Here is a 20,668-nt window from a genome sequence, read left to right on the forward strand (position 1 = left end):
TTTTTCTGCGTTCGCTTTTGCCGCCTGCCTCGGTACGGTCCGGTGCATGACATCTGACTTTCCGATCGACAGGCGACGCCTGCTCCAGGCCGCCGCGGGCTGGAGTGCCCTGGCCGCGGCCGGTGCGGCGCCGGCGCGCGACCTCTCTGGCGTCACGCTGCGCGTGGGCACCTACAAGGGCCTCTGGCGCCCGCTGCTGCAGGCTTCCGGCCAAGCCAACACGCCGTACAGGATCGACTGGCGCGAGCTCAACAACGGCGTGCTGCACATCGAGGCCATCAACGGCGATGCGCTCGACCTGGGCTCGGGCAGCGAGATCCCGCCGGTGTTCGCGGCGCGCCAGAAATCCAGCGTGCGGCTGGTGGCCGTGACGCACGAAGACCTGAACAACCAGGCCACGCTGGCGCGCAAGGATTCGCCGATCCGCCGCATCGCCGACTTCAAGGGCAAGCGCGTGGGCTATGTGCGCGCCACCACCTCGCACTACTACCTGGCCAAGCAGCTGGCCGAGGCGGGCCTGTCGTTCAGCGACATCCAGGCCGTGAGCCTCACGCCTTCGGACGGCCTCTCGGCCTTCGCGCGCGGCGATCTCGATGCCTGGGCCATCTACGGCTACAACGGCCAGCTCGCGCGCACGCAATACGGCGCGCGCACCATCAAGACCGGCGTGGGCTACCTCTCGGGCAACTTCCCGATCTACGCCAACCCGCGTGCGCTCGACGACGAGCTGCGCCGTGCGGCGCTGGGCGACCTGCTGCAGCGCCTGCAGCGCGCCTTCGCATGGATCAACGGCAACTTCCTGGCCTATGCGCGTGCGCAGTCGGCCGAGACGCGCGTGCCGGTCGGCGACCTGGTCGAGCTCTTCAACGGCCGCAGCGGCGACTACAGCCTGGGCCCGGTCACTGACGCCGTGGTGCGCAGCCACCAAGAGGTGGCCGACACCTTCCTGAAGATCGGCGTGCTCGACGGGCCCGCCGACGTGAAGCCCTTGTGGGACCGCCGCTTCGAGAACCTGCTGCGCCTGCCCACCGCCTGATCCATTCCTACCCGAAAACACGAGGACACCATGAGCCAGAACGACGTTGAATTCATCGGCATGATCCAGGGCCAGAAGGTCTCGGAGATCCATGCGGCCAAGGGACCGGCCATCGACCGCGAGTACGTGCGCGCCTTCGCGCAGGCGCACGAGAGCGCGGGATTCGACCGCGTGCTGGTGCCGCACCATTCGACCGGCCCCGACGCCACGCTGACGGTGGCCTATGCCGCCTCGGTGACCGAGCGCATCCACTTCATGCTCGCGCATCGGCCGGGTTTCGTGTCGCCCACGCTGGCGGCGCGGCAGTTCGCGTCGCTCGACCAGTTCAGCGGCGGCCGGCTCGGCGTGCACTACATCTCGGGCGGTTCCGATGAAGAGCAGCGCCGCGACGGCGACTGGCTCGGCCATGACCAGCGCTATGCGCGCACCGACGAATACCTCGACGTGCTGCACAAGGTGTGGACCAGCGAGAAGCCCTTCGACCACGAAGGCGCGCACTACCGCTACCAGAACGCTTTCTCCGAAGTGAAGCCGCTGCAGACGCGCAACGGCAGGCCGCATGTGCCGGTGTACTTCGGCGGCGCGTCGGAAGCGGCGATTCCGGTCGCCGGCAAATACGCCGACGTGTATGCGCTGTGGGGCGAGTCGCTCGACCAGGCGCGCGAGCTCACGACGCGCGTGCGCGCCGAGGCCGCGAAGCATGGGCGCAGCGTGCGCTTCTCGGTGTCGTTCCGCCCCATCCTCGCGCAGACCGAAGAAGCCGCGTGGGCGCGCGCCGAGAGCATCCTGGCCGAGACGAAACGCCTGCGCGTGGTGCAGGGCTACAACCGCGGCGGGCCGCAGCAGAGCGAGGGCGCGAAGCGCCTGCTCGCAGCGGCGGAGAAGGGCACGCGGCTCGACAAGCGGCTGTGGACGGCCGTGGCGCAGGAGATCGGCGGGCGCTCCAACAGCACGGCCCTGGTTGGCACACCCGAACAGGTGGCCGATGCGCTGCTCGACTACTACGACCTGGGCGTGACCACCTTCCTGATCCGCGGCTTCGATCCGCTGGAAGACGCGATCGACTATGGACGCGAGCTGATTCCGCGCACGCGTGAACTCGTGGCGCAGCGCGCGGCTTCCATCCGCAAGGCCGCCTGAGTCCGGTCTTTTTCTCCCTCCCCCTCCGGGGGAGGGCCGGGGTGGGGGCCAGCCGCGTCACCACCGGTAGTGCCGTCGTTCCCCCATCCCAGCCTTCCCCCGGAAGGGGAAGGAGCAATGCAAGGAAATCTCTCATGAGTGCCGTTCTTTCCATCGACCGCAACGCGGCCCAGCCGCTGAAGCTCAACCCCCACCCGCAGCAGAAGTACTGGTTCGACCCGATCCCACCGCGCACCAGCGTGCAGGCCGAGCGCCGCCACCGGCAGGAGCGCCTCGCGGGTGCGTTCCGCCTGTTTGCGCGCTTCGGCTTTGCGCAGGGCCTTGCGGGCCACATCACCGCGCGCGATCCCGAGCTCAGCGATCACTTCTGGGTCAACCCGCTGGGCGTCCACTTCTCGCGCATCAAGGTCTCCGACCTGCTGCTGGTCAACTCGAAGGGCGAGACGGTGATCGGCGACCGGCCGCTCAACAAGGCCGCATTTGCCATCCACGCCGCGATCCACGAGCACAACCCGAAGATCATCGCCGCCGCGCACACGCATTCGACCTACGGCAAGGCCTGGTCCACGCTGGGCCGCAAGCTCGACACGATCACGCAGGACAGCTGCGTGTTCCATGGCGACGTGGCGCTGTTCGACGACTTCACCGGCATGGTGGTCGACACCAGCGAGGGCGAGCGCATCGCGCAGGCGCTGGGCGACAAGAAGGGCGCGATCCTCAAGAATCACGGCATCCTGACGGCGGGCCCCACGGTCGAGGCCGCCGCCTGGTGGTACATCGCGCTCGACAACGCCTGCCACACGCAGCTGCTGGCTGAGGCCGCCGGCAAGCCGCAGCCCATCGACGAAGCAACCGCGCGCCACACGCACAGCCAGATCGGCGGCCCGGAGGGGGCCATCCATTCCTTCGACAGCCTCTACGAAGGCCTGGTCGAAGCGGAGCCCGAGCTGCTGCTCTGAAGAAAAACCACTGGAACTCTCGATGACCGCATCTCTTTCACGCCCCGTATCGCGCCGGGGTGTCCTGCGCGCAGGCGGCGCTGCCGCCGTGGTTGCCTCGGGTGGCCTGATCGCCTCGCAGGCGTTTTCGCAGCAGGCGCGCAAGCTCACCTTCGCATGGAACGCCGCCGCGTTCTGCCTCTCGCCCGTCGTCGTCGCGCAGGAGCGCGGCTACTTCGAGCGCAACGGCCTGCAGGTGGACCTGATCAACTACACCGGCTCCACCGACCAGCTGCTGGAGTCGCTGGCGACGGCCAAGGCCGATGCGGCGGTGGGCATGATCCACCGCTGGCTCAAGCCGCTGGAGTCGGGCTTCGACGTGAAGATCGTCGGCAGCTCGCACGGCGGCTGCGTGCGGCTGGTGGGCGCGAAGAGCGCGGGCGCCACCAGCCTCGCGAGCCTCAAGGGCAAGATCATCGGCGTGTCGGACATCGCGAGCCCGGGCAAGAACTTCTTCTCGATCCTGCTCGCGAAGAACGGCATCGATGCCGACAAGGACGTGACCTGGCGCCAGTACCCGGCCGACCTGCTCGACATCGCGGTGCAGAAGGGCGAGATCCACGCGATTGCCGATGGCGACCCCAACGTCTACCTGATCGAGAAGCGCAACAAGGGGGCCTTCGTGGAGATTGCGAGCAACCTCTCGGGCGAATACAAGGACAAGGTCTGCTGCATCGTCGGCGCGCGCGGCGAACTGGTGCGCAAGGACAAGCCGACCGTGGCCGCGCTGGTGCGCGCCATCGCGCAGGCCTCCGACTACGTGGCCGAGAACCCGAACGAATCGGCCAGGCTCTTCGCTAAGTATTCGCCCAAGGTGCCGGTGGAAGACCTGCGCGCGCTGCTCGGCACGCTCACGCACAACCACCATCCGCTCGGCAGGAACCTGCGCGACGAGGTGGAGTTCTATGCGCGCGATTTCCGCGGCGTCGGCGTGCTCAAGAAGACCACCGATCCGGTGAAATTCGCCGAGCATGTCTCTTTCGATCCGCTGGCATGAGCACCCCCGACCCCGCATTCGGCTTCGATTCCCTCCCCTTCCGGGGGAGGGCCAGGGAGGGGGCCGCGGCGTGTGAACGTCCACCGGCTCCTGCTTCGGCATTGCCCCGCAGCTCGGTGGCTCTGCCCGCATGGCGCATCGGCTTCGCCGCCGCTGCGACATGGTTCGCCCTGGGCCTGCTCACGATCTACTGGCCGAACAAGGCGGTGGGCTTCAGCGACTGGGCCTACACCGACGAGTTCGGCATCGCCGCCATCGCGGTGGGCGCACTGCTGCTGGCCGCCGCATCGCTCGGGCCGCGCGCCGGCCGCGTCGCGCTTGCGCTGCAGCCCGCGGGCCCATGGCTTGTCGCGCTGCCCGTGCTGTTCGCCATCTGGGAGATCGCGACCGCCAAGCTCGCGTTGCTCCCCAGGCCATTCTTTGCGCCGCCGCAAAGCCTGGTGGAGACCTACATCGACGACTGGCGCCGCCTCGGCGAAAGCCTGCTGCATTCGACCCGGCTGCTCGCGCATGGCTTCGTGCTGGGCGCGCTCGCGGGTTTTCTCACGGGCGTGACCATCGGCTGGTCGCGCATCGCGGGCTACTGGGTGCATCCGGTGCTGCGCTTCGTGGGGCCGGTGCCGGCTTCGGCGCTGCTGCCGCTCGCGTTCTTCTTCTTTCCATCGAGCTATGCGGCCGCGGTGTTCCTGATCGCGCTCGCCACTGGTTTTCCGGTGGCGGTGCTCACCTGGTCGGGCGTCGCGGGCGTCAACCGCAATTACTACGACGTGGCGCGCACCATGGGCGCGAGCGAGCGCTTCCTGGTGCTGCGCGTGGCCATTCCGGCGGCGTTGCCGCAGGTATTCGTGGGCCTTTTCATGGGGCTGGGCGCGGCGTTCTCGGTGCTGGTCACGGCCGAGATGATGGGCGTGAAAGCCGGCCTCGGTTTCTATCTTTCGTGGGCACAGGGCTGGGCTTCGTACTCGAACATGTACGCCGCGCTGATCGTGATGGCCGTGCTGTGCTCGGGCCTGATCACGCTGCTGTTCAAGGTGCGCGACCGTGTGCTGTCGTGGCAGAAGGGGACTGTGAAATGGTAGCCAGCGCCGTTGCTGAAGCGGGCGTGCGCCGGGCCGGCGCGCATATCGACATCGGCGGCGTGAGCCACTGGTTCGATGTGCCGGCCGGCCCGCTGCAGGTGCTCGACGACATCGACCTGACGGTAAAGCCCGGCGAATTCGTCGCGCTGCTGGGACCGAGCGGCTGCGGCAAGTCGACGCTGCTGCGCCTCGTGGCCGGGCTCGAGCCCGCCACGGCCGGCCGCATCACGCAGGACGATGCGGCCATCACGCGGCCCGACCCGTCGCGCATCGTCGTGTTCCAGGACCCGACGCTCTACCCCTGGCGCAGCGTGTGGGACAACGTGGCGCTGGGCCTGCAGGCGCGCGGCGTGCTCAAGTCGCAGCGTGGCCGCGTCGACGAGGCGCTGAAGCTTGTCGGCCTCACCGACTTTGCCAAGGCCTTTCCGCACCAGCTTTCGGGCGGCATGGCACAGCGCGTGGCGCTGGCGCGTGCGCTGGTCAACGATCCGCAGCTGCTGGTGCTCGACGAGCCGCTCGGCAAGCTCGATTCGCTCACGCGCATCGCAATGCAGAGCGAGCTCGTCAACCTGTGGCAGCGCGCCGGCTTCTCGGCACTGCTGGTGACGCACGATGTGGAGGAGGCGCTGTTCCTCGCCAACCGCGTGATCGTGCTGAGCGACCGGCCGGCGCGCATTGCGGCCGAGATCGTGGTCGACCTGCCGTATCCGCGCCATCGTGGGCATGCGCGTCTGGCCGAGTTGAGACACGAAGCGTTGAGGCATTTGGGGCTCGACGCCACCTGGTGAGATGAACAGCACGCCCGAGGCCGATTGGCTCAACCTGCTGATCGGCCTGCTGCAGGGCGCGCAGCTGCAGCTGCTGCGTGTGCTCGATGCGCTGGGGCTCGCGCAGCAGGCGCACGGCCAGCCAGCATGGCCGTGGGCGCACCGCCTGTCGGGCGAGAACCTGCTGATCGACCTGGGCCAGGCGCGCAGCCTTGCGTGGACGCTGGTGTTCGTCGCTGTGGCGGTGCTCGCGTTGCTGCTCGCGCTGCTCTGGCGGCGTCCGCGCTACTACCTGCTGGCGCTGGTGCCGATGCTACTGATCGCCGCGCCCTGGCCCGAGTCGCGCGTGGTGCTGGTGCCCGCAACGCCTACCAGCTTCCAGACCTCGCCGACCGGCTTCACGGCCGCATCCATCGCACAAGGCCGCGTGCTCTACCAACAGAACTGCGCGGCCTGCCACGGCGCGGACGGCAAGGGCGAAGGGCCGCTCGCAGCTTCGCTGGCGGTATGGCCGCCGGACCTCAGCGGCCCGCTGCTGTGGCGGCGCGCCGATGGCGATCTGCTCTGGCGCATCCTCCACGGCACGCGCGGTGCGCAGCGGGGCGGCCAACCCACGATGCCCGGCTTCGCCGGAAAGCTCGACGAGGCCGACGCCTGGGCACTGGTCGACTACATGAAGGCGCAGGGCGCGGGCCAGAGCCTGCGTGCGCTTGGCAGCTGGCCGCAGCCCATCGGCCTGCCTGACATGACGGTGCGCTGCGGTTTGCAGCCGCCGCGGCTGCTCGCGAGTTGGCGCGGGCAGCGCGTGCGCATCGTGGCGGGCGGCGCAGCACCGGCCGAAGATCCGCGGCTCGTGACCGTGCTGCTGCGGCCGCCTTCGAGCGCGGTTGCAACGGCCGCCGACTGCGTGGCCGATTCCGCCGCCGCATGGGAAGCACTGGCGCTCATCGCCGGCACCGAGCAACTGGCCGGCACCCAGCTCATTGCCGATCGCGACGGCTGGCTGCGCGCACGCGGTGCGCCCGGCAAGGCGGGCTGGTCGGACGACGACTTGTTGTGCCGCAGCGAACGCGCGCCCGCCACGACGGGGCAGGACGCAGCACTGCCCGCCGATGGCCTGGGCGCACTGATCGCCCGCATGGACGCGCAGCCGGTGCGCTTCGTCAAGGGCGGCTTCATCCACTGACTTTTTTTCTTGTCTCGACTGAACACGGAGAACCCATGAACCCACACCACAACCGATCACGCCGACAGCTCCTCGCACGCGGCTTCGCAGCCGCAGCAGTGGCCTTGCCCGCCTTCTCATGGCAGGCACGCGCACAGGGCCGCCCCGTTCTCAAGGCCGGCGACCAGAAGGGCGGGCTGCGCGCGCTGCTCGAAGCGGCGGGCGGGCTCGAAGGCCTGGGCTACGACATCCAGTGGTCCGAGTTCCCCGCGGCCGCGCCGCTGGCTGAGGCGCTGAATGCCGCGGCGGTCGATTCCGGCCCCATCGGTGATGCGCCGCTGATCTTCGCGCTCGCAGCCGGCACGCGCGTCAAGGCCATCGGCGCCAACCGTTCGGATTCGTACGGCACGGCAGTGCTGGTGCGGCCCGATTCGCCGCTCAAGACCGCCGCGGACCTCAAGGGCAAGAGCATCGCGACCAACCGCGGCTCCATCGGCCACTACGTCACGCTCAAGGCCATCACCGCGGCCGGCCTGAAGCCCGAGGAGGTGAACATCCGCTTCCTTGCGCCGGCCGATGCCAAGCTCGCGCTCACGCAGGGCTCGGTCGACGCCTGGGCCACCTGGGAGCCCTACACCGCACTGGCCGAAGTCAGCCGTCATGCGCGCGTGCTCGTGGGCGGGCGCGGGCTGCTGCCGGGGCTCAGCTACCTCGCGGCCACCGACGCCGCCATTGCCGCCAAGCGGCCGGTGCTGCAGGACTTTCTGCAGCGCGTGGTGAAGGCCCAGCTCTGGTCGTACCGCAACGTCGATGCCTACTCGGCCGCGCTGGCCCGCATCATCGGCATTCCGCCCGAAGCGGCCAGGCTGCAGTTCGAGCGCCGCCAGCAGAAGTGGGTGCCCATCGATGCGCAGGTCATTGCCGACCAGCAGGGCACGGCGGATTTCTACCGCCAGGTGGGGCTCATCAGGCAGCCGCTGGATGTGAAGGGCACCTTCGACACGGGCTTTGGCGTGGCGGTCCAGGGTTGATCATCCGCGGCCGCGCGTGCCCTGCCGGTCGGGCTGCACATAGCCTTCGGCCGCCAGGTGCCAGGCCGCCGTCGAGAATGGCGCGCTTCAGGCGCTCGTGCAGCTGGCGCTGCATCGGGCCGGCCTCGCGATCCTTGACCAGAGGGGATTCGAACAGTGCCGCGGAGGCAAGGTGGGGCGGGTTGCTCATGAATGAAAACGTGGCACCATGAAATGGACAAGACGTGGTGCTTCCTGTGGCGCCACACCGGGCGTACTTTATCGTTCCCTGGCACTGCCACCTCATTGCTTCCGAAAGCCTCCCATGTCAGCTCGCCACAACGAATACGGCCAACCCATCGGGCCCCTGGTGCCCGAATGGACTCCACGTTCCCTGCCGCCGCGCCGCCCCATCGAAGGCCGGTACTGCGTGCTCGAACCGCTCGATGCCGCCAAGCACATCGACGACCTCCACGCCGCCTATGCGCAGGCGCCCGACGGCCGCGACTGGACTTACCTGTTCGTCGAGCGGCCCATCGATCTGGTGAGCACTCGGGCCCACATCGAACGCGCCGCACAGAGCGTCGATCCGATGCACTTCGCGGTGATCGACCGGCAGAGCGGCCGGGCCGTCGGCACGCTCGCGCTGATGCGCATCGACCCGGCCCACGGCGCGATCGAGGTCGGCAGCGTCACTTTTTCTCCGCTGCTGAAGCAGACGCCGATGTCCACAGAAGCGCAGTACCTGCTGATGAAGCTGGCCTTCGACGAACTCGGCTACCGGCGCTACGAATGGAAGTGCGACAACTTCAACGAGCCGTCCAAGCGTGCGGCCGCGCGCCTGGGGTTCCGGTTCGAAGGCATCTTCCGGCAGGCAGTGGTCTACAAGGGCCGCAGCCGCGACACCGCATGGTTCTCGATCACCGACGGCGAGTGGCCTGCATTGCGCACGGCCTTCGAGCGCTGGCTCGCGCCGGAGAACTTCGATGCCGAGGGCCGGCAGCGCATGGCGCTCGACCGCTTCAGGCTGCCGCGCGGCTGAGGCCGGTCAGTCCGGCTTGCCGGGCTTCTGCGCCTGCTCGCACTTCACCTGGATCAGTTCGCGCTCGTCCAGCGTGGCGCCGATGCGCACGGCGCTGAGGCAGCCGCCCCAGACGCAGCCGGTGTCGGTGGAGAGCAGGTCGGGCCGCGAGAGCCAGCCCAGCGTGGACCAGTGGCCGAAGGCGACGGTGGCGTTGGCGGTCTTGCGGCCGGGCACGTCGAACCACGGCATGAAGCCCTCGGGGCCGGGCAGCATGCCGTCCTTGCTCTCGAATTCCATCACGCCCTCGGCGGTGCAGAAGCGAATGCGCGTGAGCGCGTTCACGATGGCGCGCAGCCGCGTGCCGCCGTTCAGCGAGTCGCTCCACTGCGCCGGCTCGTTGCCGTACATGCCGAGCAAAAATTCGCCCAGCGCCGGGCCGCGCAGCACCGATTCGACCTCCGCCGCCAGCGCGAGCGTGTCGCCGACCGTCCACTGCGGCAGCACGCCGGCATGCACCATGAGCAGGTCGCCGCCGCCGATCTGCATGTGCAGCGCCATGTGCTGCTGGCGCACCCATTCGAGCATGGCTTCGCTGTCGGGCGCTTCGAGCAGGCCGGCCAGCGTGTCCTTGCGGCTGGACTTGCGCGCGCCGTGCGCCACGCCCAGCAGATGCAGGTCGTGGTTGCCGAGCAGGCTCAGCGCGGAGGCGCCGTAGCCCTGCACGCGCCGCAGCACGGCGGCCGAGTCGGGGCCCCTGTTGACCAGGTCGCCCAGCAGCACGACGGTGTCGCGGCTGGGGGAAAAACCGATCTTGTCGAGCAGTTTCTGGAGGGCGGCGTCGCAGCCCTGGATATCTCCGATCAAGTAAAGTGCCATGTCCTCATTTTCACCCCCCGTTCATGGATGTTCTCCTGCTGGCCATGCTGACCACGCTGAATGCGTTGTTTGCAATGTCCGAAATGGCCCTTTCAACCAGCCGGCGCGCGCGCCTGGCAGCGCTGGCCGAGACGGGTGATACCGGCGCAGAGGCGGCGTTGCGGCTGATGGAGGAGCCCACCCATTTCCTGTCGACCGTCCAGATCGGCATCACGTCGATCGGCATGCTCAGCGGCATCGTGGGCGAGGCCGCCTTTGCGGAGCCGCTCGCGGTCTGGATGGAAAACCTGGGGCTGGGCCACGGCACGGCCAGCGTGGCTTCCACCGCCGTGGTGGTGACCGGCATCACCTTCTTCACCATCATCTTCGGCGAGCTGGTGCCCAAGCGGATCGGCCAGCTTTATCCCGAGCCCGTGGCGCTCTGGGTGTCGCGCCCGATGCGCGGGCTCGCCAAGGGCGCCAAGCCGTTCGTGTGGCTGCTCGCGAGCGCCACGGCCGCCGTGCTGAAGCTGCTGCGCATCGACGCCAACGCCGCGCGCTCCATGACCGAGGAAGAAATCTCGGCCAGCCTGGAAGAGGGCGTGGACGCCGGCGTGATCGAGCAGCACGAGCACCAGATGGTGCGCAACGTGTTCCACCTGGACGACCGCCGGCTGTCGTCGCTGATGGTTCCGCGCGCCGACATCGAATGGCTCGACGCTTCCGACACCGTGGCCGAGGCGCTGCAGAAGGTGGCCGATGCGGGCGCGCTCAACCTGGTGCATTCCTGGTACCCGGTGTGCCGCAACTCGCTCGACGACGTGGTCGGCGTGATCAGCGTGGCGCACCTGCTGCGCCTGGGCACCGGCCATGTCGGCGTGCTCGGCCAGGAGGCCGCGCCGGCCGTGTTCGTGCCCGAGACGCTCACCGGCATGGAGCTGCTCGAGCAGTTCCGCGAACGCGGCGGCCGGCTGGTGTTCGTGGTCGACGAGTACGGCGTGGTGCAGGGCCTCATGACGCCGCGCGACATGCTCGAAGCCATCACCGGCGAACTGCAGCCCGGCATCCTGACCGATGCGTGGGCGCGCGAGCGGCCCGACGGCGTGTGGGAACTCGACGGGCTGATGCCGGTGTCCGAGCTGCGCGCCAGGCTCGGCATCCGCGAGCTGCCGGAGGAAGAGCGCGGCCGCTACAACACCGTGGCCGGCCTGCTGATGGCCGTCTCCGGCCATCTGCCCAAGACCGGTGAAATCATCGACTGCGCGGGCTGGCATTTCGAGGTTGCCGCGCTCGAGGGGCGCCGCATCGACAGGGTGCTGGCCATGGTCGACAAGTCGGCGTCGCAGGACGACTAGGGCACGTTCACCAGATCAGAAATCCGAAGTCCACACACCATGAACCCCACCGAAGACATCTACACCGAGCCGAACGCCGACCCCGACACGCTCGCCAACCTCGGGCCGCTGCGCGCCATGGCCGGCATCTGGGAGGGCAGCCGCGGCGTGGACGTGAAGCCCAAGCGCGAAGGCCCCAAGACGCAGGTCTACGTGGAGCGCTACGAACTGCAGCCGATCGATCCGCAGACCAACGGCCCCCAGCTGCTGTACGGCCTGCGCTACCACACCTACATCCACAAGCCCGGCCTCGCCAAGATGTACCACGACCAGGTGGGCTACTGGCTCTGGGAGCCGGCCACCGGCACGGTGCTGCACACGCTGGCCATACCGCGCGGGCAGGTGGCCATGGCAAGCGGCCATGCCAAGGCGGACGACACGCGTTTCACGCTCAGCGCCGAGCGCGGCAGCCTGGTGAACGGCATCGTGTCGAACCCCTTCATCGAGCACGCCTTCACCACGCTGGCATGGAACATCACAGTGACCATCAATGCCGACGGCACCTGGTCCTACGACCAGGACACGGTGATGCAGATCCAGGGCCAGGCCGAGCCCTTCCATCACACCGACCGCAACACGCTGACGCGCGTCGAGGCGCCGGGGCGCAATCCGCTCGCGATGCCCGATGCGCCGGCCGCCGTGGCCGTGCAGCAAAGATAGCGGCGGCCGCAGCGCCCGCCGGGCGCTCCGGGTTCACCAGCGGATCTTCAGGCCGAGGCTGGCATTCAGCCCGCTCTTCACGCGCGCGTCGCCGCCCGAGGCCCAGAACTTGCCGACCTCGCCATACAGGCTCATGCTCTGCGTGAGCTGCAGCGTGGCGCCTGCCGCCAGTTCGGTGCTCGTGCCGCCGGTGCGGCTGGCAATGTCGGTGTAGGCCGCCGGACCGACGAAGCGCGTCACGTCCGTGCCGCTGCTGCTGCGGTAGAGGTTCAGCCGCGCATAGGGCTGCAGCGGACCGGCGCTGGTGGTCATCTCGCCCTTGACCCGCACGCCGGCGCGCACCAGCCAGCCGCTGTGGCTGTGCTGCTGCACCACGGCGCCGATGATGCCGGCGTCGTCCAAGCTCACGCGCTGATGCACCAGCTGCAATTGCGGCTCGACGATCCACTCCGGCGAGATGCGGAAGCCCTGGCCCACCTCGATGGAGGCCAGCAGGCTGTGGCCCTTGCCCGAGCCGGCCGAGCCCAGGGTGGTGGCCGCGGTGTAGCGGTGGCGCCCGGCCTGCAGCACGCCGTCCACGTACAGGCCGCTGTCGTTCTTCCAGGTGGCATAGGCGCCCAGGTATTGGCTGCGCAGGTCGCTGGAGCCGACCGCGTAGCCCTGCACGCCGCGGGCAAAGCCGTTCACGCGCATGTCGCCCTCGAGCTGGCCGACGTAGATGCCGACGCGCCAGCTGGGATCGGCCCACAGGTCGTTGCCGGCCTGGAACCCCGTGAGGCGTCCCTTGCTGACAGGGCTGACGGTGCCGGCCTGGCCGATGGTGCGGTCCGTGCTGATGACGCGGGCCCAGCCCTGGCGGTAGCCCTGCTCCGGCGTGGCGGTGGCGAGGCCGGCCGCGCCGTCGTCGCCCACGCGCTGGTGGAGGTTGCCCACCATCGCCAGGTTGGACTGGCGGAACTGCTCGGGCAGCGCCGCATACAGCGGCACTTCGGCACGGTAGGTAGGCACCGTCACGCCGGCAGCGGCCGGCGGGGTGCCGCCGTCGGCGCTTCGCGGGGGCTCGCCGCCGCTCGGCGGGGGGGCGCCACCATCGCCCGGAGGCGCGGGAGGCGCGGGAGGCGCTGGTGGTGCCGGAGGTGCCGGTGGCGCAGGTGGCGCCGGAGGTGCCGGAGGTGCCGGAGGTGCCGGTGGAGGAGGCGGCGGTGGAGGAGGCGGCGGTGGAGGTGGTGGTGGAGGCGGCGGCGGCGGCGCGACGATGATGCCGGAGCGCAGGTACCAGTTCTCGCCCGCGCCGGTGGCGTCGGCGGCGTGCAGCCGGTACTCGTAGGCACCGGCGTCGACGTGGCCGCCCGCCAGGCGGAAGGCGTCGCGGGTGGTCTGCGCCGTGGTCGTGGCCCCGTTCATCGCGGTCACGACTTCGATGCCGCTACCGATGGTCAGCGCGCCCAGGCCGCCCAGGTTGGTGATCTGTATGTTGGTGCTGCCGCTGGCAATGGCGGTGCAGCCGCTGAGGATCAGCCGGTCGCTCAGGCTGGCGCTGGTGCCGAGCGCCGTGCCCAGGCGCAGCGTGCCGTCGTTGCCCACCCAGGGGCCCCGCACCGTGAGTGTGGCGCCGGGTGTGCCGCTCAGCAGCGAAACGGTGCCGCTGCTGGTCATCGACGCGATGGTCTGGCTGTGGCCCGCCAGGTCGAGCGTGGCGCCCGCGCCGACCGTGAAGGCGCTCGCGCTGCTGAAGGTGTCGGCCGCGCCGGCGCGCAAGGTACCGGCCGCGACGTTGGTGCCGCCGCTGTATGTGTTGGCGCCGGCCAGCGTCAGCGTGCCTGCGCCCACCTTCACCAGGTCGCCGGTGCCCGAGATCGGGCCCGACCAGCCCATGCCGTGGCCGTTGGTGTCGATGGTGCCTGTGCCGCCCAGCAGCAGTGCATTGCCCAGGCTCAGGCCGTCGGCTCCCGCAATGATGCTGGCGCTGGCACCGCTTTGGATGGCAATGGCGCCCAGCATCGATGAGCCCGCATTCACGGTCAGGCTGTTGCTGCTGCCGCCGGTGAACGACACGGCCGAGGCGCGCGTGGCGCCGTCGCCGCCGAGGCCGCCTGAAATGGTCCCGCTGTTGGCGATGCTCAGGTTGGCGCCTGTCACGCCTGCACCGCCGGCGCCGTGGGCACCGCCTGCGCCGCCGTTGCTGTTGGCCCCGCCAATGCCGCCCGCACCACCGGCGATGGTGCCGCTGTTGGCAATGGTCGCGCTGCTGCCGGTGGAGAGAAGGCCGGCACCGCCGTCGCCGCCGCTGCCGGGCGCACCGGTGCCGCCCGCGCCGCCGCCACCCGTACCGCCAGCGCCCCCGGCGCCACCGGTGATCTGGCCGACGTTGGTCACGGCCAGGGTGCTGCCGGCCAGCGTGGCACCGGCGCCGCCCGCGCCGCCGCCGCCGCCCGCGGCATTGCTTCGGGCCGGCAGCAGCTCGGACCCGCCCGCGCCGCCGGCACCGCCCGCGAGCGTGCCGCTGTTGCCGAAGCCGAGTCCCGGCGTTGCCGCGCTGATGAAGAATCCGCCGCCGCCACTGCCGCCGCCACCGGCCTGCGAGTAGGCATCGCCGCCCTTGCCGCCGGCGCCACCGGTGGAAGTGCCGGCCGCATCGTAGTTGTTGACCAGGCCAATCAGCGTGGACCCATAGCCTCCGGCGCCGCCGCCGCCGGCTGCCCAATAGCCATTGCCACCCGCGCCTCCGCTGCCGCCGGTGTAGCTGCCCCAGGACGCGATGGTGCCGGAGCCCATCAAAAAGCCGTAGTAGCCGCCGCCACCGCCGCCGCCGTATCCATTGCCGTTGCTGAAATCGCCGGTCTGCGATTCGCCCGCGCCGCCGCTGGCTCCCTGCAGCACACCGGGGGAGACCACGGTGCTGGAGCTGCCCGCCGCACCGCCCGCGCCCGCGGTGGCGCCGCCGAAGGCGCCGATGTCGGCCGCGGACCCTGCCGTGACGCCGGCATCGGTCGACGACCCGCCATCCCCGCCATGCGCTGCGACGGAGGCGTCGTTGAGCCCGCCAGCGCCGCCGCTGCCGTTGCTGCCACCGGTGCCCGCGTGCAGCGCGCTGTCCACAGGCTGGCCACCCGCGCCGCCCTCGGCCAGCGTCGAGCCGGCACTCAGGCACAGCACCGCCATGGCGACGGCACGCACACCAGCCGACCGCGCGTGGCCGCGTGCGATTTCGGGCGCGGCCACCCATGCGCCGAGCGCCGGATTCCAGAGGGTTCGGAATGTCTTGTTCATGGATTTACCTTTTTCACGGCTTGTTTTCCCAAGTGATGTGCCAGCTGGCGTTGCTCGTCGTCCATGCCGGACCCAAGCGCCTTCGCCCGTGAAATCACTGTAGGAATTGCGCCGCCTGCGCACATGGGCGGTGCGCCCCTTCTGGCGGGAGACAAGCGTCCCCGCCCGTGCACGGCGCAACCATGACAAAGCGCCTGCCAGCCAAGGCCGGCTTGCCTCTTGTCCTACAGGCGCCGCGCCGCCCAGCCGCGAGGATCGGGGCATGAGCAAATCGATGATCTTTGCGTGGGTGGGCGCGGCCGCCTGCTGCGCAGCCGCCACCGCGATGGCGGAGCCGGTGAAACTGCCCGTCGACAGCGACGACAAGGGCACGGTCTACGTGGCGCCGAACGTCAATTCCACCGAAACCTCGGCCTACACCAAGGGCGCGACGATCGGCGTGCAGCGGCCCGACGGGAGCGGGAGCTACATCGGCACCGACACTTCCACGCCGCGGCCCACCTACTCGCTGGGCGCGAGCACGGGCGGCAACGTGTCGCTCACGGGCGGCGTGCTGACGGATGGCAAGGCCAACAACGGCGTGAAGGCCGGTGTGACCATCAAGTACTGATCAGGTACCGATCTTCTTCAGCAGAGGTTCAGACGAAGGTGCCGTACACGATGAATCCATCGTGCGTGGCAACCTTGTCGTAGAGCGCGCGCCCGGCGGTGTTGGTCGCGTGCGTCTGCCAGTACAGGCGGTGCGCGCCCACGCCCTTGACGTGCGCGCAGACGCCTTCGATCAAATGCCGCCCCACGCCACGGCCGCGCTCCGACGGCAGCGTGAACAGGTCCTGCAGGTAGCAGTTCGGCTCGATGCGCGTGGTGCTGCGGTGAAAGAGATAGTGGGTGAGGCCCACCAGCTGGCCGTTGCGCTCGGCCACCAGCGCGTGCACCGGCTCGTAGGCATCGAAGAAGCGCTGCCAGGTCACCCGCGTGATCTCGTCGGGCAGGGCCGTGGGGCCCTCACGCTGGTAGAAGGCGTTGTAGCCGTCCCATAGCGGCTTCCATGCCGCGTAGTCGTCCGGTGCCGGAGGGCGGATCAGGAGGGAAGAGGTCGTCATGCGTCGGTGCCTGCACGTTGAAAACATGCGATTGCAACACAGCCCGGCCCGGCGTGGCGGCTGCTGCTACTTCTCGTCGCGCAACCAATACCACTTGTAGAGCATGCGCTGGCCGATGCGCCGGAACGGTGCGAAGGCGGGCGACTCCACCAGCCCCAGCACATTCGGAAAGGGCAGCGCGGACTTGTAGATGGGAAGCTCGAACACGTCCTTGCCCGCGTCCTTGCCGGCCACGCGCTCGGCCAGCCGCTTGCCGGCCCAGGTCGAGAAGGACACGCCGTTGCCGCCGTAGCCCACCGCATACCAGATCTTCCTGTCCGCCTCGGGCTGCGTGATCCGCGGCATCATGTCGTGGCTCATGTCGACCCAGCCCCACCACGAGTAGTCGATGCGGATGCCCGCCAGCGGCGGGAACTTGCGCGCGATGGCGTCGGTGAGCAGCTTCAGGTGCACCGGGTGCTCGGCATCGGCGCCGCTCACCGAGCTGCGGCTGCCGATCTGCAGCCGGTTGCCCTTGAGCAGCCGGTAGTAGAAGCGCAGCGTGCGCGTGTCGGTCAGGAAGGTCAGCGACCTGAAGTTGGTGGCCTGCAGCTCGGCCTCGGTGAGCGGCCGCGTGACCACCGAGTTGGAGAGGATCGGCATGATGCGGTTCTTCAGCAGCGGGCTCAGCGCCTGCCCGGTGTAGCCGCCGGTGCACACCGCCACGCGGCGCGCGCGCACCACGCCGCCGGGCGTCTGCAGGTGGTGCACGCCGTCGATGGTCTGCCAGCCCTGCACGGGGCTCGATGTGTGCACCTTCACGCCCAGCGCACGGGCCCGGCGCATCAGGCCGAAGGTGAACTTCAACGGGTGGATGCCCACGCCTTCGGGCTCGAACATGGCGCCGGTTGCCTCGCGCTCGTCGCAATAGTCGCGCCGCAGCTCTTCGGCAGTCAGCATGCGCGTGGCGTAGCCGAACTGCTCGCGCATCAGGCGCGCCTCGGCTTCGAGAACCGCGAGCTTTTCGGGCCGGTGCGCAAGATGGAGATGGCCGCCGTCGAAGGCGTCGCAGTCGATCTGCGTGGTGAGGTGCCTGAAGTTCTCGAAGCCGCCGCGGATCTCGGCGTCGAGCCGCCTGGCGGTGTCGAGGCCCCAGCGCTGGATCCACTGCGAGCGCTTGAGCCGGCCGCTGGCGTTCTGCCCCTGGCCGCCGCTGCGGCTGGAGCAGCCCCACGACGCCTGGTTGGCCTCGAGCACCGTGGCCTGGATGCCATGCTCCTGTGCCAGGTAGAGCGCGGTCGACATGCCGGTGGCGCCCGAGCCGATGATGGCCACGTCGACATCGATGTCGCGCAGCAGCGGGCCGTCGTCCTCGGGCGGCGTGCCGGCGCTGGCCACCCACCAGGTGGGCGCATAGGCGCGGCCTGCGCCGGGGTCGGGCGCGACCAGCGGGTCGTAGCGCGGGTCGTAGGGCCGGCTCGCGGATTGCTGCTGCGGTTGCGAGGCGGAGAAGGAGGCGGTGCCGGACGGGGTCATGATGTGAAGGCTCCCGGTGCGGCGGGCCTAGCGGGCCGCCGGCAGGGTGGGGCGGGCCTTGCGGAACACGTTCTTCAGGTGGATCTTTGCGCCCCTGAAGGTGAAGACGTCGATGCCATCGGTCTCGATGCGGCTGCCGTCGGCCGCGGTGCCCGTGAAGGTCCACTGCGAGGTGCCGAAATCGCCGTGCACGAAATGGCGGCCATCGATCCATTGCGCATCGGGCACCGCCTGCCATGCCGCCGCGAAGGCCTTGCGCACCGCCTCGGTGCCCACGTGGCGGGTGCCGCAGGCCTCGGGTCCGGCGGCGGTCTGGAAGATGCAGTCCTCGGTCATGAAGCTCATCAGCGCGTCGATGTCGTGGCGGTTCCAGGCGTCGCTGAAGGCGGCGAGGGTGTCGGTGGTCACGGCAGTGGAGGAAGGCATTGCGGTCACGCGGGAACTCCGGAAATTGATGCGGCAAGCGTAGGCAGCCGCCCGCCGGCGCGATAGGGCCAGTTGGGAAGATTCGACCAAGCCAGAGCACCACGGACCGTGTGCGCTGCCCTAAACTGCGGCGCACCATGCCCCCGAATCCGCGAGCCACCCAGTGGGCGCAGCTCTTCGCACTGCCCGATCAACCGGCGCTGCCGCTGCAGGCCCGCCTGCGCGCCGCCGTGGTGCAGGCCATCCTCGAAGAACACCTGGCGCCCGGCGCGCCGCTGCCTTCGTCGCGCGAGCTTGCGGCGCTGCTGGGCCTGAGCCGCAACACCGTGACCTCGGCCTACCTGCAGCTGATCGACGAAGGCTTTCTGGAAGCGCGTCCGCGCAGCGGGGTGTTCGTGGCGCACGATGCCCGTCCGCTGTCGGCCGTGCGCGCCGAGCCGCTGGTGGGCCGCAGCGGGCAGGCGAGCCAGCCGCCCGACTGGTCGGATCGCGTGCTGCGCTCGCTGGTCGACAAGCCCACGCTGTCGAAGCCCGACCACTGGCGCGACTATCCATACCCGTTCGTCTACGGCAACCACGACCCGCAGCTGTTTCCCACCGAAGACTTTCGCGAGTGCTGCGCGCGCAGCCTGGCGCGCTCGCAGCTGCCGCACTGGACGCCCGACTTCGAGACCGACGACGTGCCCGATCTGATCGAGCAGATCCGCACGCGGCTGCTGCCCAAGCGTGGGGTATTTGCGCTCAAGGAAGAGATCCTGGTCACGATGGGCGCGCAGCATGCCTACTACCTGCTGGCCGAGGCGCTGTTCGACGAGCAGACGCGCGTGGGGCTGGAGGAGCCGGGCCATCCGCATGCGCGCAACAGCTTCTCGCTGCGGCAGCCGAAGTGGGTGGAGGTGAATGTCGATGAAGACGGGCTGGTGGTCGATGCACTGCCGGCGGCCGACTACCTGTTCGTTACGCCCTCGCACCAAAGCCCCACGACCGCGACGCTGAGCCTCGAACGCCGGCAGTGGCTGCTGCGCAAGGCCGAGCTGCAGGACTTCGTGATCATCGAGGACGACTACGAGGCGGAGAACCTGTACGAAGGCACGCCCATGCCCGCGCTCAAGAGCCTGGACAAGACGGGGCGGGTGATCTACGTGGGGTCGGTGTCCAAGAGCTTGTCGCCGGCCTTGCGGCTGGGCTTCATCGTGGCGCCGCGTGCGTTGATCAAGGAGCTGCGCGTGATCCGGCATGCGATGGTTCGGCACCCGAGCGCCTTCCTGCAGCACGCGTATGCGCTGTTTCTCTCGCTGGGGCACCACGAGTCGCATGCGCGGCGCGTGAACCACGCGATGCAGGAGCGGCTTGCGCTGGCCGCCCAGGCGCTGCGCGAGCACCTGCCCGATTTCGAGTTCCGGCTGCCCTCGGGCGGAGCTTCGATCTGGGTGCAGGCGCCGACGTGGGTGGATGCGACGGAGCTGTCGTTGATGGCCCGCAACCATGGGGTGCTGATCGAGGCGGGCGATGTGTTCTTTGCGAAGCCGCCTTATCCGTGCCCGTTCTTTCGGCTGCGGTTGTCGTCCATTGCTGCGGGGCAGATTCCGTTGGGGATTCGGGCTTTGGGGGTGGCGGTTGAGGAACTGGCGTTGGCTCGGGGGGAGGTGAGGGCGCATTGATTTGTTTTGTTTTGGGTTCGGGGGCCGGGATTCCGCCCGGCGGCGGCCTCACTTTCTTTTGCTTCGCCAAAAGAAAGTAAGCAAAGAAAAGGCGACCCCACTGTCTGCGACCCTTCGCTTCGCTGCGGGCAACCTGCGGTGCTCACGTTTCGCGGGGTCTCGCCCAAACTCGCTTCGCTCAGACAAGGGCGAGCCCTGATCCGCGAAACGCTCCGCTCCTCGGCGCAGCCAGAGGGGAGGGCAGACCACACGGGCCTTTGCTTCGCTCGGCCACCAGGCCACCGCGGCGCTGCGCGCCGCGGTGGTTGGTATCGGCTGTTGGTATTGGCTGTTGGTATTGGGGCCGAGCGAAGCAAAGGCCACCCGCTCCCACCCCTTCTGTATGCGCCGAGGAGCGGAGCGTTTCGCGGATCAGGGCCGCAGCTGTTCGAGCGAAGCGAGTTCTGCGGACCCCGCGAAACGCGAGCACCGCAGGTTGCCCCGTAGCGCAGCGAAGGGGTCGCAGACAGTAGGGGTCGCCTTTCTTTGCTTACTTTCTTTGGCGAAGCAAAGAAAGTGAGTCGCCCGC

General features: G+C 69.3%; 18 protein-coding genes and 1 pseudogene. 13 read left to right on the forward strand and 6 right to left on the reverse strand.

Going from position 1 to position 20,668, the window contains the following annotated elements; translation table 11 throughout:
* Positions 1-46 precede the first annotated feature (46 nt).
* The 8 genes from QFZ47_RS19555 (at position 47) to QFZ47_RS19590 (ending at position 8,213) form a co-directional block, all read left to right on the forward strand.
* Entirely contained in the window at positions 47-1,036 is a 990-nt protein-coding gene (locus tag QFZ47_RS19555; protein WP_307657199.1) for an ABC transporter substrate-binding protein, read from the forward strand.
* 30 nt (positions 1,037-1,066) lie between these two features.
* Entirely contained in the window at positions 1,067-2,176 is a 1,110-nt protein-coding gene (locus QFZ47_RS19560) for an LLM class flavin-dependent oxidoreductase (protein WP_307657200.1), read from the forward strand.
* Positions 2,177-2,310: 134 nt separating this feature from the next.
* A complete protein-coding gene (locus QFZ47_RS19565) occupies positions 2,311-3,135 on the forward strand; it encodes a class II aldolase/adducin family protein (protein ID WP_307657201.1) in 825 nt (274 codons plus the stop codon).
* 22 nt (positions 3,136-3,157) lie between these two features.
* Positions 3,158-4,171 carry an ABC transporter substrate-binding protein gene (locus QFZ47_RS19570; protein ID WP_307657203.1) on the forward strand — a complete coding sequence of 338 codons (1,014 nt, stop codon included), beginning with the start codon at positions 3,158-3,160 and terminating at the stop codon, positions 4,169-4,171.
* Entirely contained in the window at positions 4,168-5,250 is a 1,083-nt protein-coding gene (locus QFZ47_RS19575; protein WP_307657204.1) for an ABC transporter permease, read from the forward strand. The genes QFZ47_RS19570 and QFZ47_RS19575 overlap by 4 nt, the downstream gene beginning before the upstream one ends.
* Positions 5,244-6,038: an ABC transporter ATP-binding protein gene (locus QFZ47_RS19580; protein WP_307657205.1), complete on the forward strand. Its 795-nt coding sequence runs from the start codon at positions 5,244-5,246 to the stop codon at positions 6,036-6,038. Before QFZ47_RS19575 ends, QFZ47_RS19580 begins: the two co-directional genes overlap by 7 nt.
* A 1-nt stretch (position 6,039) precedes the next feature.
* Positions 6,040-7,203, forward strand: coding sequence for a c-type cytochrome (locus tag QFZ47_RS19585; RefSeq protein WP_307657206.1), 1,164 nt, complete (start codon positions 6,040-6,042; stop codon positions 7,201-7,203).
* Between the two features lie 35 nt (positions 7,204-7,238).
* The gene (locus tag QFZ47_RS19590) at positions 7,239-8,213 is read left to right on the forward strand and encodes an ABC transporter substrate-binding protein (RefSeq protein ID WP_307657207.1); all 975 of its coding nucleotides are present in this window, start codon (positions 7,239-7,241) and stop codon (positions 8,211-8,213) included.
* 12 nt (positions 8,214-8,225) lie between these two features.
* On the opposite strand, the pseudogene QFZ47_RS28900 reads toward QFZ47_RS19590, so the two are convergent.
* Positions 8,226-8,403 (reverse strand): annotated as a pseudogene (locus QFZ47_RS28900) (PLP-dependent aminotransferase family protein); the annotation flags it as partial.
* 114 nt (positions 8,404-8,517) lie between these two features.
* Here QFZ47_RS28900 and QFZ47_RS19595 point away from each other — a divergent pair.
* Complete coding sequence (locus QFZ47_RS19595; RefSeq protein ID WP_307657208.1) at positions 8,518-9,234, forward strand: GNAT family N-acetyltransferase; 717 nt, start codon at positions 8,518-8,520, stop codon at positions 9,232-9,234.
* 6 nt (positions 9,235-9,240) lie between these two features.
* On the opposite strand, the gene QFZ47_RS19600 is transcribed toward QFZ47_RS19595, so the two are convergent.
* Positions 9,241-10,092 carry a symmetrical bis(5'-nucleosyl)-tetraphosphatase gene (locus tag QFZ47_RS19600; protein ID WP_307657209.1) on the reverse strand — a complete coding sequence of 284 codons (852 nt, stop codon included), beginning with the start codon at positions 10,090-10,092 and terminating at the stop codon, positions 9,241-9,243.
* A 23-nt stretch (positions 10,093-10,115) separates the two neighbouring features.
* On the opposite strand from QFZ47_RS19600, the gene QFZ47_RS19605 reads away from it, so the two are divergent.
* Positions 10,116-11,426 (forward strand): hemolysin family protein, encoded by a 1,311-nt coding sequence (locus QFZ47_RS19605; RefSeq protein WP_307657210.1) that lies wholly within the window; start codon positions 10,116-10,118, stop codon positions 11,424-11,426.
* 39 nt (positions 11,427-11,465) lie between these two features.
* A complete protein-coding gene (locus QFZ47_RS19610) occupies positions 11,466-12,125 on the forward strand; it encodes an FABP family protein (protein WP_307657211.1) in 660 nt (219 codons plus the stop codon).
* Positions 12,126-12,158: 33 nt separating this feature from the next.
* On the opposite strand, the gene QFZ47_RS19615 is transcribed toward QFZ47_RS19610, so the two are convergent.
* Entirely contained in the window at positions 12,159-15,395 is a 3,237-nt protein-coding gene (locus tag QFZ47_RS19615; RefSeq protein WP_307657212.1) for an autotransporter outer membrane beta-barrel domain-containing protein, read from the reverse strand.
* Between the two features lie 262 nt (positions 15,396-15,657).
* On the opposite strand from QFZ47_RS19615, the gene QFZ47_RS19620 reads away from it, so the two are divergent.
* Entirely contained in the window at positions 15,658-16,005 is a 348-nt protein-coding gene (locus QFZ47_RS19620) for a hypothetical protein (protein ID WP_307657213.1), read from the forward strand.
* A gap of 28 nt (positions 16,006-16,033) precedes the next feature.
* On the opposite strand, the gene QFZ47_RS19625 is transcribed toward QFZ47_RS19620, so the two are convergent.
* From QFZ47_RS19625 to QFZ47_RS19635, 3 genes are all read right to left on the reverse strand, one after another.
* Positions 16,034-16,498, reverse strand: coding sequence for a GNAT family N-acetyltransferase (locus QFZ47_RS19625; RefSeq protein WP_307657214.1), 465 nt, complete (start codon positions 16,496-16,498; stop codon positions 16,034-16,036).
* A 66-nt stretch (positions 16,499-16,564) separates the two neighbouring features.
* Positions 16,565-18,013, reverse strand: a complete 1,449-nt coding sequence (locus QFZ47_RS19630; protein ID WP_307657215.1) for an NAD(P)/FAD-dependent oxidoreductase — start codon at positions 18,011-18,013, stop codon at positions 16,565-16,567.
* Between the two features lie 27 nt (positions 18,014-18,040).
* Positions 18,041-18,439: a nuclear transport factor 2 family protein gene (locus QFZ47_RS19635; protein WP_307657216.1), complete on the reverse strand. Its 399-nt coding sequence runs from the start codon at positions 18,437-18,439 to the stop codon at positions 18,041-18,043.
* Positions 18,440-18,576: 137 nt separating this feature from the next.
* Between QFZ47_RS19635 and pdxR the strand changes: the two genes are divergently transcribed.
* Complete coding sequence (pdxR, locus tag QFZ47_RS19640; RefSeq protein ID WP_307657217.1) at positions 18,577-20,100, forward strand: MocR-like pyridoxine biosynthesis transcription factor PdxR; 1,524 nt, start codon at positions 18,577-18,579, stop codon at positions 20,098-20,100.
* Positions 20,101-20,668 lie beyond the last annotated feature (568 nt).

The organism is Variovorax paradoxus (genome assembly GCF_030815975.1).
GTDB lineage: Bacteria > Pseudomonadota > Gammaproteobacteria > Burkholderiales > Burkholderiaceae_C > Variovorax > Variovorax paradoxus_N.

Coding starts and splice junctions, on each gene's coding strand:
- QFZ47_RS19580 (WP_307657205.1), top strand. CDS start 5,244: ATGGTAGCCAGCGCCGTTGCTGAAGCGGGCGTGCGCCGGGCCGGCGCG.
- QFZ47_RS19595 (WP_307657208.1), top strand. CDS start 8,518: ATGTCAGCTCGCCACAACGAATACGGCCAACCCATCGGGCCCCTGGTG.
- QFZ47_RS19565 (WP_307657201.1), top strand. CDS start 2,311: ATGAGTGCCGTTCTTTCCATCGACCGCAACGCGGCCCAGCCGCTGAAG.
- QFZ47_RS19590 (WP_307657207.1), top strand. CDS start 7,239: ATGAACCCACACCACAACCGATCACGCCGACAGCTCCTCGCACGCGGC.
- QFZ47_RS19600 (WP_307657209.1), bottom strand. CDS start 10,092: ATGGCACTTTACTTGATCGGAGATATCCAGGGCTGCGACGCCGCCCTC.
- QFZ47_RS19635 (WP_307657216.1), bottom strand. CDS start 18,439: ATGCCTTCCTCCACTGCCGTGACCACCGACACCCTCGCCGCCTTCAGC.
- QFZ47_RS19630 (WP_307657215.1), bottom strand. CDS start 18,013: ATGACCCCGTCCGGCACCGCCTCCTTCTCCGCCTCGCAACCGCAGCAG.
- QFZ47_RS19560 (WP_307657200.1), top strand. CDS start 1,067: ATGAGCCAGAACGACGTTGAATTCATCGGCATGATCCAGGGCCAGAAG.
- pdxR (WP_307657217.1), top strand. CDS start 18,577: ATGCCCCCGAATCCGCGAGCCACCCAGTGGGCGCAGCTCTTCGCACTG.
- QFZ47_RS19555 (WP_307657199.1), top strand. CDS start 47: ATGACATCTGACTTTCCGATCGACAGGCGACGCCTGCTCCAGGCCGCC.
- QFZ47_RS19625 (WP_307657214.1), bottom strand. CDS start 16,498: ATGACGACCTCTTCCCTCCTGATCCGCCCTCCGGCACCGGACGACTAC.
- QFZ47_RS19615 (WP_307657212.1), bottom strand. CDS start 15,395: ATGAACAAGACATTCCGAACCCTCTGGAATCCGGCGCTCGGCGCATGG.
- QFZ47_RS19610 (WP_307657211.1), top strand. CDS start 11,466: ATGAACCCCACCGAAGACATCTACACCGAGCCGAACGCCGACCCCGAC.
- QFZ47_RS19570 (WP_307657203.1), top strand. CDS start 3,158: ATGACCGCATCTCTTTCACGCCCCGTATCGCGCCGGGGTGTCCTGCGC.
- QFZ47_RS19620 (WP_307657213.1), top strand. CDS start 15,658: ATGAGCAAATCGATGATCTTTGCGTGGGTGGGCGCGGCCGCCTGCTGC.
- QFZ47_RS19605 (WP_307657210.1), top strand. CDS start 10,116: ATGGATGTTCTCCTGCTGGCCATGCTGACCACGCTGAATGCGTTGTTT.
- QFZ47_RS19575 (WP_307657204.1), top strand. CDS start 4,168: ATGAGCACCCCCGACCCCGCATTCGGCTTCGATTCCCTCCCCTTCCGG.
- QFZ47_RS19585 (WP_307657206.1), top strand. CDS start 6,040: ATGAACAGCACGCCCGAGGCCGATTGGCTCAACCTGCTGATCGGCCTG.